The following is a 15456-nucleotide window of genomic DNA, read 5'->3' as shown; positions in this document are numbered from 1 at the left end:
CGGCGGCCGGCTCCGACCAAGGGAGGACTGCGGCCGCCGCACGCGGCCATCTCAGTCGCGCCCGCCGCGACGGCGCGCGGCCGAACCGTCCACCAGGGATTGCGCCAAGCGCCTTGCCCAAGGCTGCGCCCGCCGGTTATCGTCGTGCGATGAAGAGGTTCGGCCGAAGTTGCCTCCTCGTCGCCAGCGCCGCGGTTGCGCTTTCGACGCTCCCGGCCGCCCCCCAGGCGTCCGCCGCCCCGCGCAACAACGGTTCGGTGTTCTCGGACTTTCGCCTGCCGTGGGCGCAACAGCGCAAGCCTGTTCGCCGCGCCAAGCGGGAAAAACCTGCGACGGCGCCGGCGCGCGCCCGGACCGCGACGCCGGTTCCGAAGCCCGCGCCGGGCCGCGCCCCGGAACAGGAACGATCGCCTCCGCCGCCGCCCGCAGCGGTGGCGGCCGCGCCGGTGATCGCGCCGCTCGCCGCCGCCGCTTTCCCGTCCGACGCCGAGGCGACCGAGAGCGCGGCGCGGGTCGCGGACTTCGTGGCGATCCGTCTCGCGCCGACCCCCGAGGCGCCCCCGCTCTCGCCTTTGCCTGATCCCGTGGCGCATGGGCGCCGGGACGTCACGGAGGTCGCGCTTCCCGAAGGTCGGCCGGCGCCGGGAGTTCCATTGCCGCCCGAGCGCACGCCTGAGCCGACCGTGGTCGCGATGATCCCGCGCGCGCCGCTCGACGGTCCACCCCTGCCCGCCCTTCCCGACGCGGACACCCCGCCGCCTGTCGCCGCTCCCTCATCGGACGCCCGCGCGAAAGACGCCGACTGCGCCGCGCTGGAGCGGGAAGGCGCGATTTCGAAGCCGCTGCCGCCGATACTTGGGCCCCTGTCCTGCGGAGCCCCGCTGCCGGTGGAGCTGTCAGGGGTGACGCTGAAGGACGGAAGCACCGTCGCGATCAAGCCTGCGGCGATCCTACGCTGCGAGACGGCGCGCGCCGTCACGGCCTATGTCCGCGACGACCTTGCGCCCGCCGCGGAAAAGGCCGGCCCGAAGCTGACGGAGGTGCGCACCGCGTCGTCGTTCGTCTGCCGGGGGCGCAACAACCGCCGGAACGCCAAGATGAGCGAGCATGGGCTCGCCAACGCGGTGGACGTGTCCGGCTTCGGCTTCGCGGACGGCCAGGAGCGCGATGTCTACGACGAGACGCTGCCGGCCCCGTTCGCAGCCGCCGTGCGGGGCTCCGCCTGCGCGCGTTTTATGACGGTGCTCGGGCCGGGATCCGACGGGTTCCACGAGGATCACCTGCATCTCGATCTGCGGAAGCGGAAGAACCGCGGCGGCCGGCTCTGCAGCTGGCGCGGCGGCTGACGGCGACCCGTCAGCGCAGCCCTGCGGTGCTCGCCACGGCGTCGGTGCGGACCGCGTTGGCGACCGTCGCCAGGACCTGCCGCCGCTCGAACGCGTCCTGCGCGAGGTTGAACCAATGACGCGCCAACGGAACCCGATCGCAGACGAGGCCGTGATTGGGACCCAGCGTCCGGTCCGCCCGTGCGATCACCTCGGCGCACTCCTGCGGGGAGCGCACGTCGATACGTCTGTGTTCCGGGAATCCGCTCGAGTACCCGCCATCGGCGAGGTAGGTCACATGGTTGAGCGCCGCATAGCCTGCGAACGCAAGGGCAGCGCCAACGAGTGCGAGCCGCATCGTTTTGAGACCGAAATGACGGAGTGCGATCGAGCGTAAGAACGCCGGACTTCGACTATCGTTCCAGTTAATTTCGCCGAACGCGAGAACATTTTTTTGGCCCCGCGGCATGCGCTCGCCGCGCTTTCAAGCGGCGCGCGAATTTCCTATGCGTGAGGCGTCGGAGATCGCCGATTGGGAGAGACGCGCCATGCTTACGAACCTTCAGGCCCGCGACGTCGCGACCGTTCTCCATCCCTATTCGAACCTTGCGACGTTGCCGCGACAGGGCACTCTCATCCTGGAGCGGGGCGACGGCGTCCACGTCTACGACACCGACGGCAAACCCTATCTCGAGGGCATGGCCGGCCTCTGGTGCACGGCGCTCGGGCATGGTCGGCAGGAGCTGGTCGAGGTCGCCGCCGAGCAGATGTCGAAGCTGCCTTTCGCGCACCTGTTCTCCGGCAAGAGCCACGATCCGGCGATCGCGCTCGCCGAAAAGCTCAAGGAACTCGCGCCGACGCCGATCTCGAAGGTGTTCTTCTGCAACTCGGGCTCCGAGGCCAACGACACCCAGATGAAGCTCGTCTGGTACGTCAACAACGCGCTGGGCCGGCCGCAGAAGAAGAAGATCATCTCGCGGATCAAGGCCTACCACGGCGTCACGATCGCAAGCGCGAGCCTGACCGGCCTGCCCAACAACCACATCGATTTCGACCTGCCGATCGCCGGCGTGAGGCACGCCGCCTGCCCGCATCACTACCGCTTCGCCCATCCCGGCGAGAGCGAGATCGACTTCGCGACCCGGCTCGCGGCCGAACTCGACGCCCAGATCGAAGCGGAGGGGCCGGACACGGTCGCGGCGTTCATCGCGGAGCCGGTCATGGGCGCCGGCGGTGTCATCGTGCCGCCGGAGACCTACTACCCGAAGATCCAGGAGGTTCTCGAGAAGCACGACGTCATGCTGATCGCCGACGAGGTGATCTGCGGCTTCGGACGGCTCGGCGAGTGGTTCGGCTCGACCGCCATGGAGATGAGCCCCGACACGATCTCGGTTGCGAAGGCGCTGTCCTCCGCCTACCTGCCGATCGCGGGCGTCATGATTCCGGAGTGGATCGACGAGGCGCTGATCCGCCAGAGCGAAAAGATCGGCGTGTTCGGCCACGGCTTCACCTATTCCGGACACCCGGTCGCGGCGGCGGTGGCGCTGCGCACGCTGGAGATCTACGAGCGCGAGAACATCATCGGGCATGTCCGCGGGTTGATCCCGCACTTCCAGGCGCGGCTGCAGGCGCTGGCGAAACATCCGCTGGTGGGCGAAGCCCGCGGCAAGGGGCTCGTGGGCGCGGTCGAGGTCGTCGCGGACAAGGCGACCAAGCGGGCGTTCGGCCCGAAGCAAGGCGTCGCGCCGAAGGTCGTCGCTTTTGCGGAGCAGGAAGGTCTGATCGTCCGCGCCATCGGCGACGCCATCGCGGTGTGCCCGCCGCTCGTGATCACCGAAGCGCAGGTCGACGAACTGTTCGACAAGCTCGCGAGGGCGCTCGACCGCGCCGAGGCTTGGGCGGGCGAGGAGAACCTGCGCACGGCCGCGTGAGCGCGCATAGGCGGCCACGTCGATTGGGCGATGACACCATTAGTGCGTGTCGCGGCCTTGGGCCGGCGCGCGCGGGCCTCGAAGCGCGGGCTGCAGCTCTCTAGGCCGGCACCCGCACCACTGCCCTTAAGCCGCCGAGCGGGCTCGACTCGAGCGTGACGTCGCCGCCATGGCTGCGGGCGATGTCGCGGGTGATGGCGAGGCCGAGACCGGTGCCGCCGTGGTCCTGGTTGCGGGCCTGGTCGAGCCTGAGGAACGGCCGAAACACCTCCTCGCGCTTCTCGAGCGGGATGCCCGGGCCGTCATCGTCGATCCGGATCTCGAGCGTTCGGCCGTCGTTGATCGCCTGGATTGCGATCCGCGTGGAGAAGCGCGACGCGTTGGAGACGAGGTTGCTTAGGCAGCGCCGGAAGGCGTCGGGGCGGACCACCGCGGTGTCGGGGCCGTGGCTCTCCACGGTCGCTCGCACGCCGGAAGTCTCCACCGCCCGTTTCAGATCGTCCAGCAGCCCCGGCACGTCGGTGGGCGACGGCGCTTCCCCTGCGTCGCCGCGCACGAAGGCGAGGTAGGCCTCCAGCATCCGCGACATCTCGTCGACGTCGCGGTTGAGATCCTCGATTTCTGGCGTCTCGTCGAGCAGCGCCAGTTGAAGGCGAAAGCGGGTGAGCATGGTCCGCAGATCGTGGCTGACGCCCGCCAGCATGGTCGTGCGCTGCTCGATCTGACGTTCGATGCGGTCGCGCATGTCCAGGAACGCGCGGCCGGCCTCCCGCACCTCCCGGGCGCCGCGCACCTTGAAATCCGGGCCGGCCCGGCCCTTGCCGAAGCTCTCGGCGGCGGCCGCGAGCGCGAGGATCGGGCGGATCTGGTTGCGCAGGAACAGGATCGCGACGGTGATCAGCACCACCGAGGCGCCCACCATCCAGACCAGGAAGATGTGGCTGTTGGAGGCGTAGGCGAGATTGCGGCGGGCCAGGACCTTCATGGTGGCGTCGGACAGCGACACTCGGATCTCGACGAAGTTCGACCGGCCGACGGTGTCGATCCAGAACGGTCGTTTCAGGCTCTCTGCGAGCTGGCTGGAGAGCGCCTCGTCGATGATGGAGAAAAACGGCCGCGGGCGTTCCTGCGGCAGCGGTTGCGGCGGCAGGAACTCCACCTGCAACGACAGCTCGTCGCGCGCGATGCGAACGAGCCGCGCATCGTTCTCTGGGGTCGGCTGGAGATCGTGGAGCCTCGCCAGCGCGGCGATGTCCTGCGAGACCGCCGATGACAGCCTCTCGGTCACGAGCTGGTAGTGCCGTTCCAGGAACACGAACGCGAGCACGCCCTGCAGCAGCACCATCGGCACGACGATGATAAGCAGCGAGCGGGTGTAGAGGCCCTTCGGCATCAGGCGCCGCAGGAAGGTCCCCGTCGCAGAGGCCTCGCTCATCCGTCGGCGAGGAGGCGGTAGCCGAGGCCCCGCACCGTCTGGAGCAACAGCGGGTTCGCCGGATCGATCTCGATCTTGCGACGGAGACGGGTGACGACGACGTCGACCGCCCGGTCGCCCGGCGCGGCGTCGTCGGTCGCGAGCGCCGAGCGCGGCACGGTCTGGCCGGGGCGCTCCGCCAGCGTCGCGAGCAGGTCGCGCTCGCGATCGGTCAGACGGACCACCTCGTCGCCACGCTTCAGTTCGCCGCGGCCGCGATGGAAGGCGAACTCGCCGAACACGACCTCGGGCGCGGACGTCGCGGCCATCGCGCCGGCCCGTCTGAGGATCCCGCCCACGCGCAACAGCAGTTCGCGGGGATCGAACGGCTTCGCCAGATAGTCGTCCGCCCCAGTCTCAAGCCCCGCAATGCGGTCGTCGGCGTCCGAGCGCGCCGTGAGCATAAGGATCGGCACGGGCGAGCGCGCGCGTACGGCGCGCGCGAGGTCGAGCCCGCTTTCGCCCGGCATCATCACGTCGAGCACCAGAAGGTCGAACGCCAGGGCGTCTAGCTTCGCACGCGCCTCGGCGGCGTCGCTGGCGGTGCTGACGCGGTAGCCTTTGCCTGTAAGGAATTTGTGCAGCAGCGTGCGGATTCGGGCGTCGTCATCGACGACGAGCAGGTGCGCGGCGTCGTCGTTGACGGCCGTCTCGGAGGAGTAGGCCACGGTCAGGCTCGCCCTCCGCGGGGCCGTCCGGGCGTGGCGAGCCGCGCGACGGCGTCGCGCTCCTGGGGATCGACCATCGCAAACAGGAAGCGCCGCGCCGCGGCGCCGACGTCATCGCCGCAGCCGTCGAGCGCCCGCGCGATCCGTTCGGTCTGAAGATGCGCGAGCTTCAAGGCGAGGGCGTCGCCGCGCTCGGTCACGAACAGCAGCCGCTGGCGGCGATCGGACGCGCCCTCGCGCTGAATGACGAAGCCCTGGTCGATCAGCTCGCGCAGCACGCGGCCGAGGCTCTGCTTGGTGATCTTCAGAATGTCGAGCAGTTCCGTGACGCGCAGGCCTGGGTTGCGGTCCACGAAGTGCAGGACGCGATGATGCGCGCGCCCGAAACCATAGGCCGCAAGCGCCTCGTCGGCGTCGCGCACGAAGTCGCGGTACGCGAAAAACAGAAGCTCGATCAGGTCGTAAGCCGGCGCGCCGTCCGGGCCGACGGCGTGCGCGGCGGAGGATCGCTGAGTCGCGACGGACGCTTCGGTCATTACGTCAGTCATATTGACTTATCCCGATCAGTTCGTTACACACCCTGCCCAATCCGCGAAAGGAAATTACCCTAGATAAGCGCCGGAACGCGGATCATTGCGCGACCGTAAATCGAACCGGGTGTCCATGGAGGATAGCCAGTCCGCTCGCGGGGCGCAAAATGCGTAAGGCCGGAACGCTCGACTTGACCGTCGCAGCGTTCGGGCGCACCTCGAACGACAGAGATTGAACAGCCTTTATTGCGCCGGTTCCGAGCCGGCGAGCGATTGCCAAGGAGCGATTGTCATGGCCGACGCACAACCTTTCGACATGCGCGACGGCGTCATTTGGTACGACGGGGCCTTCGTCCCGTGGGCCGACGCCAAGGTTCACGTTCTGACGCATGCGCTGCACTACGCGAGCGCGGTGTTCGAAGGCGAGCGGGCCTACGGCGGCGTAATCTTCAAGATGCGCGAGCACAACCAGCGCCTGATCGAAAGCGCGCGGCTGCTGGATTTCGAGATCCCCTACTCCGTCGAGGAGATCGATCGGGCCTGCGAGGAGACGCTCGCGCGGCAGGGCTTCTCGGACGCCTACATCCGCCCCATCGCCTGGCGCGGCAGCGAGATGATGGGCGTCTCCGCCCAGCACAACCGGATCCATCTGGCGATCGCGGTGTGGCAGTGGCCGAGCTATTTCGACCCGGCCCAGCGTCTGAAGGGCATCCGGCTCGACCTCGCCCAGTGGCGCCGCCCGGACCCGCTGACCGCGCCGTCCAAGGCGAAGGCGACCGGCCTCTACATGATCTGCACCATGTCGAAGCACGCGGCCGAGCGTAAGGGCTACGCCGACGCGCTCATGCTGGACTGGCGCGGCCAGGTGGCCGAATGCACCGGCGCGAACATCTTCTTCGTCAAGGACGGCGTCATCCACACCCCGACGCCGGACTGCTTCCTCGACGGCATCACCCGCCGCACCGTCATCGGCCTCGCCAAGGCGCGCGGCATCGAGGTGGTCGAGCGCGCAATCCTGCCGGAGGAACTGTCGGGCTTCGAGCAGTGCTTCATCTGCGGCACGGCCGCCGAGGTCACGCCGGTCGCCGAGATCGCCGATTGGCGGTTTACGGTGGGCGACGTCACCAGCACGCTGATGAACGACTACATGGCGGCGGTGCAGCCGTCTGCGCCGAAGGCCGTCGCCGCGGCCTGAGCTGTCGCAACACGTGAAAAAGCCCGCGAACCGGCCGGTTCGCGGGCTTTTTCTATTTAAGAAGCCGCAACTTAGGCGCGGATTCGCGCGGCCGCGACCCGGCGGGCGAGCCTCGCCTCGACGCTGTCGACGCCTCGGGCCGTCTCAGTCGCGTCCACGAACTGGGCGATCCGCCGCGGCTCCGCGGCGATGACGATGGCGAGCAGGGATCCAGCGTCGTGGGCGATCAGCGCCGCGCAGCGCGCGAGCACGGCGGCGCTTGGGATCATGGTCGCGAACCACAGCCCGGGGATCGCATGCAGCCCCTCACGCGGCAGCGTCAGATGCGCCGCGCTCAGGCCCATCGTGAGGCAGGTCGACAGCGCATAGAGGCCGGAGAGCGCCGCGAGGTAGGTCAGCGCCTTGTCGAGACCGAGCAAGCTCTCGCCCTTGTGCAGCACGCCCCAGGCGAAGCCGGCCGCCGCCATCGCCGCGATCAGCCCCCAGGAAGCGGCGGCGACGAGCGCGTAAAGCGCGGCGGTCTCCGGCCGTCCCGCCTGCCGCAGCGCGGCCAGTCGCGCGGTGGTGGTCTCGGACGTCAGCCAAGACACCTGCTGGGCGTAGTTCGACACGCTATGCCCGAGGTTCTGGCCGGCGGCGAGGACGAGCAGGGCCGCGATCACGGCGTAGCCGCAGACGATCAGGGTCGCGCTGGCGCGAAACGAGAGCTTGCCGGTCATCGCAGGGTTAACCCAAGAGGCGCGCCGCGCGACAGCGCGGTTAACATCCGGTTAACTCTAACGTCGTTCGCACGCCCGGCAAGCGTCGTTCGCGTCCCTCGGTCCCGGGACGCGCTTCAGCCGCGGCTCCAGCGCTCGGCCGCCGCGTCGTCGGCGTCCTTGGCCGCGACCCAGCCCGTCCCGGCCGCCGTCTCCTCCTGCTTCCAGAACGGCGCGGAGGTCTTGAGGTAGTCCATCAGGAATTCGGCCGCCGCGAAGGCCGCCGCCCGGTGGGACGACAGCGTCGCGACCAGCACGATGGGCTCGCCCGGACGGATCCGCCCGTAGCGGTGGACCAACAGCGCGTCGATCAGCGGCCAGCGGGCGCGCGCCTCCGCCTCGATCCGCTCGAGCTCCTCCTGCGCCATCTCGGGATAGTGCTCGAGGATCAGCGCCTCGAGCGGCGCCCCGCTGTCGGCGCGGTCGCGGCAGAGCCCGGTGAAGGTCACGACGGCCCCGACGCCGTCGCGGCCCTCGCTCAGCCGCACGACCTCCGCGCCGGAGTCGAACGGCTCGCTCTGAAGACGGACGGTCATGGCGGCTCAGCCGCCGGTCATCGGCGGGAAGAACGCGATCTCTCCGGCGCCGGCGATCGACGCGTCGGGCTTGGCGTGGCGCTTGTCGATCGCGGCGCGGATCGCGGGACCCGCCGCGAAGGCGCGCTCGTAGTCCGGGCCGCGGCCGCGGAGCCAGTCGACAAGCTCCGCCACGGTCGCGACGCCCGCCGGCGCGTCGACGTCCTCTTCGGCCAGCCCGACCCGCTCCCGCACCCAGGCGAAATACTTCAGCTTCACTCGACGGGGTCCTCCAGCACGTAACGCAGTCCGGCCTTGAAGTAGTCATAGCCGGTGTAGAGCGTAAGGACCGCCGAGAACCACAACAGCCCGAGCCCGACCGCCGTCACGCCGGGGATCACCTTGTCGCCGGCGGCGCCCGCGAGCAGGAAGCCGACCGCGACGAGCTGGGCCGTGGTCTTGTATTTCGCGAGGTTGGTGACCGGCACGCTGACACGGAGTTCGGCCAGGAACTCCCGCAACCCGGAGACCAGCACCTCGCGGCACAGGATCACCATCGCCGCCCACAGGGTCCAGCCGTGGACCGTGCCGTCGGCGGCCAGCATCAACAGGCAGGCCGAGACGAGCAGCTTGTCCGCGATCGGATCGAGCATCCGCCCGAGCGGCGACTGCTGCTGCCAGGCGCGCGCGAGGTAGCCGTCGAGGAAGTCGGTGATCGCCGCCAGGGCGAACAGCGCGAGCGCCGTCCAGCGCCAGGCGTCGCCGCCGACGAAGAGGCATCCGACGACCGCCGGCACCGCGGCGATGCGGCCGTAGGTGAGGATGTTCGGCAGGCTGAGCGCATGCCGTCGCGACGCGTTGTCGCCGCGGCGCACAGCGGCGGGGCCGACGGGGTCGAGATGGCTTTCGGAACTCATAGATCGGCGCCGGCATGCTGACGGGTCAGGCGGCGACACGACCACGGGCGTCCGCGGGCGTCAACACGGGAGCGTCGGCGGACGTCGCGGGTCACGCGCGGGTCCGCCGACGCAAGCCCACGAAGGTCAGCGCCCCCGCGGCCAGGCCCAGCAGCGCCCACTTGAACGGCAGGACATCGGCGGTTTCGGACCGGATCGGCAGCACGGCGACGGAGCCCGGACGGGTCTCGACGCCGGCCTGGCCGGCGGCCTTCGCCGCGGCGATCTGCTGGGGGGAGACCGCCCAGTCGGCGCCCCGGGTCTGGTCGTAGATCATCGCGCCCGCCCCGACCGCGCAGGCGACGAGGAAGGCGGCGGCCAGACGGAGCCCGAGGGTCATGGAACGGTCCTTTCGTTGAGCGCGCGGGGGCTGGCGAGAATGGTCAGCCCGCGTCGCCCCGAGCGTGGAAAAAGTCGTAGATCGTCTTCGCCATGGCCTTGCTGACGCCCGGCGCCTTCTCGAGGTCGGACAGGCCCGCGCGGGCCACCGCCTTGGCGGTGCCGAAGTGGCGCAGCAGCGCGCGCTTGCGGGTGGGGCCAATGCCCGGCACCTCGTCGAGCGGATTGGCGACGAACTCCTTGGAACGCCGCGCCCGGTGCGTGCCGATCGCGAAGCGGTGGGCCTCGTCGCGCAGGCGCTGGACGTAATAGAGCACGGGGTCGCGCGGCGGCATGCGGAACGGCTGCTTGCCCTCCAGAAAGAAGGTCTCGCGCCCAGCCTCGCGGTCGACGCCCTTGGCGATGCCGACCAGAGGCACGCCGCCGAGCTCGAGCTCCTTCAACGTCTCGCGCGCGGCCTTGAGTTGGCCCTGCCCGCCGTCGATCAGCACCAGGTCCGGCCACGGCGGCGCGCCCTCGGGCGTCCTGCCCTCGGCGTCGCGCGGGGATTCCTTCTGCAGGCGCGCGAAGCGCCGGCGCAGCACCTGCCGCATCATGCCGGTGTCGTCGCCGGGCGTCAGGTCCTCGGGCTTGATGTTGAACTTGCGGTACTGGTTCTTCAGGAAGCCCTCGGGCCCGGCGACGATCATGCCGCCGACCGCGGCCGTCCCCATGATGTGGCTGTTGTCGTAGACCTCGATGCGCTGGGGCAGGACCGGGAGCTCGAACGCGGCCTGGACGCCCGCGAGCAGCCGCGCCTGCGTCGAGGTCTCCGCAAGTCTCCGGCCGAGCGCCTCCCGGGCGTTCGAGAGAGCCCGGTCGACCAGCTCCTTCTTCTCGCCGCGGGCCGGCACGGCGACCTCGACCCTGCGGCCGGACCGGATCGTCAGCGCCTCGGCCAGCAGGGCCCGGTCCTCCATGTCCTCGCTCAGCAGCACGAGCCGCGGCGGCTCCTCGGCGTCGTAGAACTGCGACAGGAACGAGCCGAGCACCTCGCCGGTCTCCAGCGACTTGTCGGCCTTCGGGAAGTAGGCCCGCGCGCCCCAGTTCTGGTAGGCGCGGAAGAAGAACGCCTCGATGCAGGTCTGCCCGCCCTCGGCGTGGATCGCGAAGACGTCGGCCTCCTCCACCGAGCGCGGGTTGACGCCCTGGTTGGACTGGATGGCGGCGAGCGCGGCCAGCCGGTCGCGGTAGACGGCGGCGCGCTCGAAATCGAGCGTCTCGGAGGCCTGGTCCATGGCGCGCGCCAGCTCGGTCTTCACCCGGTCGCTCTTGCCGGAGAGGAAGTCGCGCGCCTCCTCGACCAGCACGGCGTAGTCCTCGAGCGCGATCTCGCCGGTGCAGGGGCCGGAACAGCGCTTGATCTGGTGCAGCAGACAGGGCCGCGTGCGCCGCTCGTAATAGCTGTCCGCGCAGGAGCGCAGCAGGAAGGCGCGCTCCAGCGCGTCGATGGTGCGTCCGACCGCGCCGGCCGAAGCGAAGGGCCCGTAGTAGTCGCCCTTGCGGGTGCGGGCGCCGCGGTGCTTGGCGATCTGGGGCGCCGGGTGCTCGGAGGAGATCAGGATGTAGGGGAACGACTTGTCGTCCCGCATCAGCACGTTGAAGCGCGGGCGCAGCCGCTTGATCAGGTTCGCCTCGAGCAGCAGCGCCTCGGTCTCGGTCTCGGTCGAGACGAACTCCATCGCCGCGGTTTCGGCGATCATGCGGGCGATGCGGGTGTTGTGGCCGATGCCGCGGGCGTAGTTCGCGACCCGCTTCTTCAGGCTGCGCGCCTTGCCGACGTAGAGCACGTCGCCTTCGGCCGCGAACATGCGGTAGACGCCCGGCCCGTTCGGCAGGTGCTTCAGGTGCGAGCGGATGACCTCGACGCCGCGGCGCAGGTTCTCGGGCGCGGCCCCGAGCGCCGCTTCGGCGGTCGCGCGCTCCTCGACAGGGAAAAGCTCGTCGTCGTCGAGCGCGTCAGGCTCGATCTGGGGGCGGTCGTCATCGGTCATGGAGCCGCCAATTTAGGCGACAGGAGCCGATTCCGCGAGACCGCTCAGTCGTCGTCGCGATCCGGCGCGAGATGCTGGCCGCCGTCGACCGGCAACATGACGCCCGTGACGCTCTCCGCCTTGAGCAGAAACAGCACGGCCTGAGCGATCTCGGCGGGCGTAGGACCTCGCCCCAGCGGGGTCGCCTCCGCCTGTCGGGCGAAGGCCTCCGGAGACTGCCGCGCGTTCGCGAACGTGGGTCCCGGCGCCACGCCGACGACCCGGACGCGCGGCGCGAGCGCGAGCGCGAGCGTCTCGGTGGCGGTCAGCAGCGCGCTTTTCGACAGCGTGTAGGAGATGAAGCGGCCGGTCGCCTTGAGCACGCGCTGGTCGATCACATTGACCACGCAGCCGCCGGCGTTCGCGGGCAGCTGCGCCGCGAAGGCCTGGGCGAGAAACACCGGAGCGCGAAGGTTGATCGCCATCTGCCGGTCCCACGCCGCGACCCCGAGCGAGCCGACGCCGTCCTCCTCGAAAATCGAGGCGTTGTTGACCAGCGCTTCGAGTGGCGAGCCGAGGGCTGCCGCGGCCTGCGAAATGAGACGTTCAGGGGTCGCCGGATCGGCGAGGTCGCCGGCGACGACGGCCGCGCGGCCGCCCTGCTCCGCGATCCGCCGCGCCGCCGCCTCGGCCTCCTCGATCGACCCGTGGCAATGGATGGCGACGGGGCGCCCTTCGCCCGCCAAGGCTTCGGCGATCGCGGCGCCGATCCGCCTGCCCGCCCCCGTGATCAACGCCGCTCCGCCGCCGTCCGCCATGCCGCGCCGCCCTTAAATCCGCGAAGCCGGTTTCGGTTCGCGCGCTTCGCCCATCGTTTTACGGCGGAGAGTTCACCGCCGATCGCCTCGCCCGCCGGGCGAAACCCTGTTCCAACCGTCAATGAGCGCTCAAAACCGCAAGAGACTGAAGCGACCCGAGCCAGTGTGGCAGGAACGTCACGGCGACCCCCGTCTTATTTCCGTCCACCACTGGCCACATTCGGGTTTCGAAAGGGCCTCAAAGGAGCGTCACAAAAAACGTCGATACGGACGGAATGCGTCCGGAACTTTTTGGGCAGGCCCTGCGTTCTCGTCGCGATCGGCGTTTGGGGGTCCTGGCTGCAGTCCGCGAAACGGAGCTGCGCCGCAGGAGTCGGGTTGGAAATGAAATTCTCTTCCAGTCTCGGAAGCATCGCAGTCCTGTTGGTGTCCGGCGGGTTCGCCATGGCGGCCGACATGCCGGGCTACGAGCCCGCGACGGCGGCCGCCCCTGTTCCCTCGTTCAGCTGGACCGGCCCCTACCTGGGCCTGCAGGCCGGATACGGCTGGTTTGACGCTGACAATCGCGTGAACGGCGTGTCCCCCGGCTCCAAGCCCGACGGCGTCAGCCTGGGCGGCTATGGCGGCTACAACTACCAGTTCGACAACTCCCCGATCGTGATTGGCCTCGAGGCCGACATCAACTGGACCGACTCGGACGCCGGCCGGACCACGTCCGGCTTCACCGGCGCCCCTAACGCGCGGATCCGGAACGACATCGGATACACCGGCGCGGTGCGCGGTCGAATCGGGTATGCGTTTGATCGCTTTCTCGTTTACGGAGCAGGCGGCCTCGCGTTCGCCGATCACGAGGTGAAGGCGCAGGGCGCCGCAGGCGGGTCGGACGACACGGTGGCGATCGGCTGGACCATCGGCGGGGGCGTCGAGGCGGCTGTGACCGATAACGTCACGGCGCGCGTCGAGTACCGCTACTCCGACTACGGGACGGACACGTTCAGCGTGTCCGGGAGTCGGGTAAAATCGGATCTGTCCGAGAACCGGGTGATGCTCGGCGTCGGATATAAATTCTCAACCGGCTGGTAAGGTTTATCGGTCATTCGGTTGGGCCTGACCTGCGGTCTCGCATCGCAGGTAAAATTACTGGCGATTGATGTAGATCATTGTCAGTTGTCACCACGTGTAGTTGTCCGTTTCGAGTAGAGGCTTTGGACCGAAGATTGATCACTGTTGCAGTTTAGGCACTGCACTTCGGCCGCCTTTCCCCTTAAATGGCAGACACGGAGCCTGGATACGTTCAGGCCGAACATCAGTAAGAGGGTACTCAAAATGATCCGTCGCTTCCTTCTCGGCGCTGCCTCGGCTGCAGCGGTCGTCGCCGTGGTTCCCGCCGCTATGGCTGCGGATCTCCCGGCCTACGAAGCTCCGATGGCCGCCGTCGCCGTGCCGTCCTTCACCTGGACCGGCCCGTACATCGGCGCTCAGGCTGGCTACAGCTGGGGCCGCACCATCAACCGCAAGGCCGATGGCCTCGTCGTCGGCGGCTACGCCGGCTACAACTACCAGTTCGACGGTTCGCCGGTCGTGATCGGCATCGAGACCGACTTCAACTACGCGGATATCGACGCCAAGCGGAGCAGCGCCCGGGCGACCACGGACTGGAACGGCGCCACCCGCGCTCGCCTCGGCTACGCCTTCGACCGGTTCCTCGCGTACGGCACCGCCGGCGTCGCCTACGCCGACCGTGAGATCAAGTCCCGCGTCGGCGGCGGCAAGGACGACACCACCGCGTTCGGCTGGACCGTCGGCGGCGGCGTCGAGTACGCTGCGACCGACGACGTCACGGTTCGCGCCGACTACCGCTATGCGGACTACGGCCGCGACAAGTTCAGCATCGACCCGACCACCAAGTCCAAGTACACCGAGCACCGCGTCATGGGCGGCGTGGCGTACAAGTTCACCAGCCCGTTCTGATAACGCCCGGGCGACTTCGGTCGCCCGGATCGTTCTTGAAAAGCCCGCGGCCTCGCCGCGGGCTTTTTTTGTTTCACGTTGCTTCGTTAATGCATGGCGGCATTGCGCAGTGGAAACGGCGAGATCTTTTCACGCCGCGATAACCTTCACGCATCGCTAACGATTGGCCGCTAGGGTCCGGTCAACGCCGGCTGCAACGCCTGCGCTTGAACCGTGTCGTTTCGCGTACGGACGCGCCCCTCATCCCGTCCGGTTGTTGAGTATCGAGGCCCCCCAATGATCCGCACCGTCATCGCCGCAGCCGCAGCCGTCGCGCTCGCGGCTCCCGCCGCCTTCGCGGCCGACCTCCCCTACGAAACCGCCCCGGCCGACTACGCCGCGCCCGCGCAGGGCTACAGCTGGTCCGGCGCCTATCTCGGCGCCCAGGCCGGCTACGGCTGGTCGAAGTCGAAGAACAGGAACACGCCCGACACCAAGCCGAACGGCGGGATCGTCGGCGCCTACGCCGGCTACAACCACCAGTTCGACGGCTCCCCCGTTGTGGTCGGCGTCGAGACCGACTTTAACTACGACGACGGCGAAGACCGCAAGAGCGGCGGCGGCGTGAGCGTCCGCAACAAGAAGAACTGGAACGGCGCCACCCGGGCCCGCGTCGGCTACGCCTTCGACAAGTTCCTGGCCTACGGCGCCGCCGGCGTCGCCTACGCCGACCAGAAGGTCTCCGCGTCGAACGGCGTCGTCGCCGGCCACGACAGCAAGACCGCCGTCGGCTACACCGTGGGCGTCGGCGCCGAGAGCGCGGTGACGGACAACGTCACGGCGCGCGTCGAGTACCGCTACACCGACTACGGCAGCGACAAATTCAACATCGACGGCGCGAAGCTGAAGAGCTCGACCACCGAGAACCGCCTGATGGGCGGCGTGGCGTACAAGTTCAACAACATGTGGTGATCACGCGCCGCTC

General features: G+C 69.1%; 17 protein-coding genes. 6 read left to right on the top strand and 11 right to left on the bottom strand.

Going from position 1 to position 15456, the window contains the following annotated elements:
• Positions 1 to 149: 149 nt before the first annotated feature.
• A complete protein-coding gene (locus K244_RS22465) occupies positions 150 to 1346 on the top strand; it encodes an extensin family protein (RefSeq protein WP_020184428.1) in 1197 nt (398 codons plus the stop codon).
• Between the two features lie 10 nt (positions 1347 to 1356).
• Here the strand turns inward: K244_RS22465 and K244_RS0101270 are convergent, their stop codons facing one another.
• Positions 1357 to 1683, bottom strand: a complete 327-nt coding sequence (locus tag K244_RS0101270; protein ID WP_020184427.1) for a hypothetical protein — start codon at positions 1681 to 1683, stop codon at positions 1357 to 1359.
• A 190-nt stretch (positions 1684 to 1873) separates the two neighbouring features.
• Here K244_RS0101270 and K244_RS0101265 point away from each other — a divergent pair, with 190 nt between their 5' ends.
• On the top strand, positions 1874 to 3256 hold the full coding sequence (locus K244_RS0101265) for an aminotransferase (RefSeq protein WP_024816245.1): 1383 nt from the start codon (positions 1874 to 1876) through the stop codon (positions 3254 to 3256).
• Between the two features lie 100 nt (positions 3257 to 3356).
• On the opposite strand, the gene K244_RS0101260 is transcribed toward K244_RS0101265, so the two are convergent.
• Genes K244_RS0101260 through K244_RS0101250 form a run of 3 tightly spaced genes read right to left on the bottom strand, consistent with a single transcriptional unit; the run spans position 3357 to position 5946 of the window.
• Positions 3357 to 4691, bottom strand: coding sequence for an ATP-binding protein (locus K244_RS0101260; protein ID WP_020184425.1), 1335 nt, complete (start codon positions 4689 to 4691; stop codon positions 3357 to 3359).
• Entirely contained in the window at positions 4688 to 5398 is a 711-nt protein-coding gene (locus tag K244_RS0101255; protein WP_020184424.1) for a response regulator transcription factor, read from the bottom strand. The genes K244_RS0101260 and K244_RS0101255 overlap by 4 nt, the downstream gene beginning before the upstream one ends.
• 2 nt (positions 5399 to 5400) lie before the next feature.
• Complete coding sequence (locus K244_RS0101250) at positions 5401 to 5946, bottom strand: MarR family transcriptional regulator (RefSeq protein ID WP_024816244.1); 546 nt, start codon at positions 5944 to 5946, stop codon at positions 5401 to 5403.
• A gap of 274 nt (positions 5947 to 6220) precedes the next feature.
• Between K244_RS0101250 and K244_RS0101245 the strand changes: the two genes are divergently transcribed.
• Positions 6221 to 7123 (top strand): branched-chain amino acid aminotransferase, encoded by a 903-nt coding sequence (locus tag K244_RS0101245; RefSeq protein ID WP_020184422.1) that lies wholly within the window; start codon positions 6221 to 6223, stop codon positions 7121 to 7123.
• A gap of 71 nt (positions 7124 to 7194) precedes the next feature.
• On the opposite strand, the gene K244_RS0101240 is transcribed toward K244_RS0101245, so the two are convergent.
• From K244_RS0101240 to K244_RS0101210, 7 genes are all read right to left on the bottom strand, one after another.
• Positions 7195 to 7842 carry a hypothetical protein gene (locus tag K244_RS0101240; protein ID WP_020184421.1) on the bottom strand — a complete coding sequence of 216 codons (648 nt, stop codon included), beginning with the start codon at positions 7840 to 7842 and terminating at the stop codon, positions 7195 to 7197.
• A gap of 116 nt (positions 7843 to 7958) precedes the next feature.
• Entirely contained in the window at positions 7959 to 8417 is a 459-nt protein-coding gene (locus K244_RS0101235) for a molybdenum cofactor biosynthesis protein MoaE (protein WP_020184420.1), read from the bottom strand.
• A gap of 6 nt (positions 8418 to 8423) precedes the next feature.
• A complete protein-coding gene (gene moaD / locus K244_RS0101230; protein WP_020184419.1) occupies positions 8424 to 8675 on the bottom strand; it encodes a molybdopterin converting factor subunit 1 in 252 nt (83 codons plus the stop codon).
• Entirely contained in the window at positions 8672 to 9313 is a 642-nt protein-coding gene (pgsA, locus tag K244_RS0101225; protein WP_020184418.1) for a CDP-diacylglycerol--glycerol-3-phosphate 3-phosphatidyltransferase, read from the bottom strand. The genes moaD and pgsA overlap by 4 nt, the downstream gene beginning before the upstream one ends.
• Before the next feature lie 91 nt (positions 9314 to 9404).
• Positions 9405 to 9692 carry a hypothetical protein gene (locus K244_RS0101220; RefSeq protein WP_020184417.1) on the bottom strand — a complete coding sequence of 96 codons (288 nt, stop codon included), beginning with the start codon at positions 9690 to 9692 and terminating at the stop codon, positions 9405 to 9407.
• Between the two features lie 43 nt (positions 9693 to 9735).
• Positions 9736 to 11724: an excinuclease ABC subunit UvrC gene (uvrC, locus tag K244_RS0101215; RefSeq protein ID WP_020184416.1), complete on the bottom strand. Its 1989-nt coding sequence runs from the start codon at positions 11722 to 11724 to the stop codon at positions 9736 to 9738.
• Between the two features lie 44 nt (positions 11725 to 11768).
• The gene (locus tag K244_RS0101210; protein ID WP_020184415.1) at positions 11769 to 12521 is read right to left on the bottom strand and encodes an SDR family oxidoreductase; all 753 of its coding nucleotides are present in this window, start codon (positions 12519 to 12521) and stop codon (positions 11769 to 11771) included.
• 444 nt (positions 12522 to 12965) lie between these two features.
• On the opposite strand from K244_RS0101210, the gene K244_RS0101205 reads away from it, so the two are divergent.
• From K244_RS0101205 to K244_RS0101195, 3 genes are all read left to right on the top strand, one after another.
• Positions 12966 to 13604, top strand: coding sequence for an outer membrane protein (locus K244_RS0101205; protein ID WP_245259723.1), 639 nt, complete (start codon positions 12966 to 12968; stop codon positions 13602 to 13604).
• 243 nt (positions 13605 to 13847) lie between these two features.
• Positions 13848 to 14492 carry an outer membrane protein gene (locus K244_RS0101200; RefSeq protein ID WP_020184413.1) on the top strand — a complete coding sequence of 215 codons (645 nt, stop codon included), beginning with the start codon at positions 13848 to 13850 and terminating at the stop codon, positions 14490 to 14492.
• Between the two features lie 276 nt (positions 14493 to 14768).
• The gene (locus tag K244_RS0101195; RefSeq protein WP_020184412.1) at positions 14769 to 15443 is read left to right on the top strand and encodes an outer membrane protein; all 675 of its coding nucleotides are present in this window, start codon (positions 14769 to 14771) and stop codon (positions 15441 to 15443) included.
• The last annotated feature ends 13 nt before the right edge of the window (positions 15444 to 15456 follow it).

The organism is Methylopila sp. 73B (assembly GCF_000526315.1).
GTDB lineage: Bacteria > Pseudomonadota > Alphaproteobacteria > Rhizobiales > Methylopilaceae > Methylopila.
This window is presented reverse-complemented; position numbering and strand designations above follow the sequence as displayed.

Coding starts and splice junctions, on each gene's coding strand:
- K244_RS22465 (WP_020184428.1), top strand. CDS start 150: ATGAAGAGGTTCGGCCGAAGTTGCCTCCTCGTCGCCAGCGCCGCGGTT.
- K244_RS0101270 (WP_020184427.1), bottom strand. CDS start 1,683: ATGCGGCTCGCACTCGTTGGCGCTGCCCTTGCGTTCGCAGGCTATGCG.
- K244_RS0101265 (WP_024816245.1), top strand. CDS start 1,874: ATGCTTACGAACCTTCAGGCCCGCGACGTCGCGACCGTTCTCCATCCC.
- K244_RS0101260 (WP_020184425.1), bottom strand. CDS start 4,691: ATGAGCGAGGCCTCTGCGACGGGGACCTTCCTGCGGCGCCTGATGCCG.
- K244_RS0101250 (WP_024816244.1), bottom strand. CDS start 5,946: ATGACTGACGTAATGACCGAAGCGTCCGTCGCGACTCAGCGATCCTCC.
- K244_RS0101245 (WP_020184422.1), top strand. CDS start 6,221: ATGGCCGACGCACAACCTTTCGACATGCGCGACGGCGTCATTTGGTAC.
- K244_RS0101240 (WP_020184421.1), bottom strand. CDS start 7,842: ATGACCGGCAAGCTCTCGTTTCGCGCCAGCGCGACCCTGATCGTCTGC.
- K244_RS0101235 (WP_020184420.1), bottom strand. CDS start 8,417: ATGACCGTCCGTCTTCAGAGCGAGCCGTTCGACTCCGGCGCGGAGGTC.
- pgsA (WP_020184418.1), bottom strand. CDS start 9,313: ATGAGTTCCGAAAGCCATCTCGACCCCGTCGGCCCCGCCGCTGTGCGC.
- K244_RS0101220 (WP_020184417.1), bottom strand. CDS start 9,692: ATGACCCTCGGGCTCCGTCTGGCCGCCGCCTTCCTCGTCGCCTGCGCG.
- uvrC (WP_020184416.1), bottom strand. CDS start 11,724: ATGACCGATGACGACCGCCCCCAGATCGAGCCTGACGCGCTCGACGAC.
- K244_RS0101210 (WP_020184415.1), bottom strand. CDS start 12,521: ATGGCGGACGGCGGCGGAGCGGCGTTGATCACGGGGGCGGGCAGGCGG.
- K244_RS0101205 (WP_245259723.1), top strand. CDS start 12,966: ATGGCGGCCGACATGCCGGGCTACGAGCCCGCGACGGCGGCCGCCCCT.
- K244_RS0101200 (WP_020184413.1), top strand. CDS start 13,848: ATGATCCGTCGCTTCCTTCTCGGCGCTGCCTCGGCTGCAGCGGTCGTC.
- K244_RS0101195 (WP_020184412.1), top strand. CDS start 14,769: ATGATCCGCACCGTCATCGCCGCAGCCGCAGCCGTCGCGCTCGCGGCT.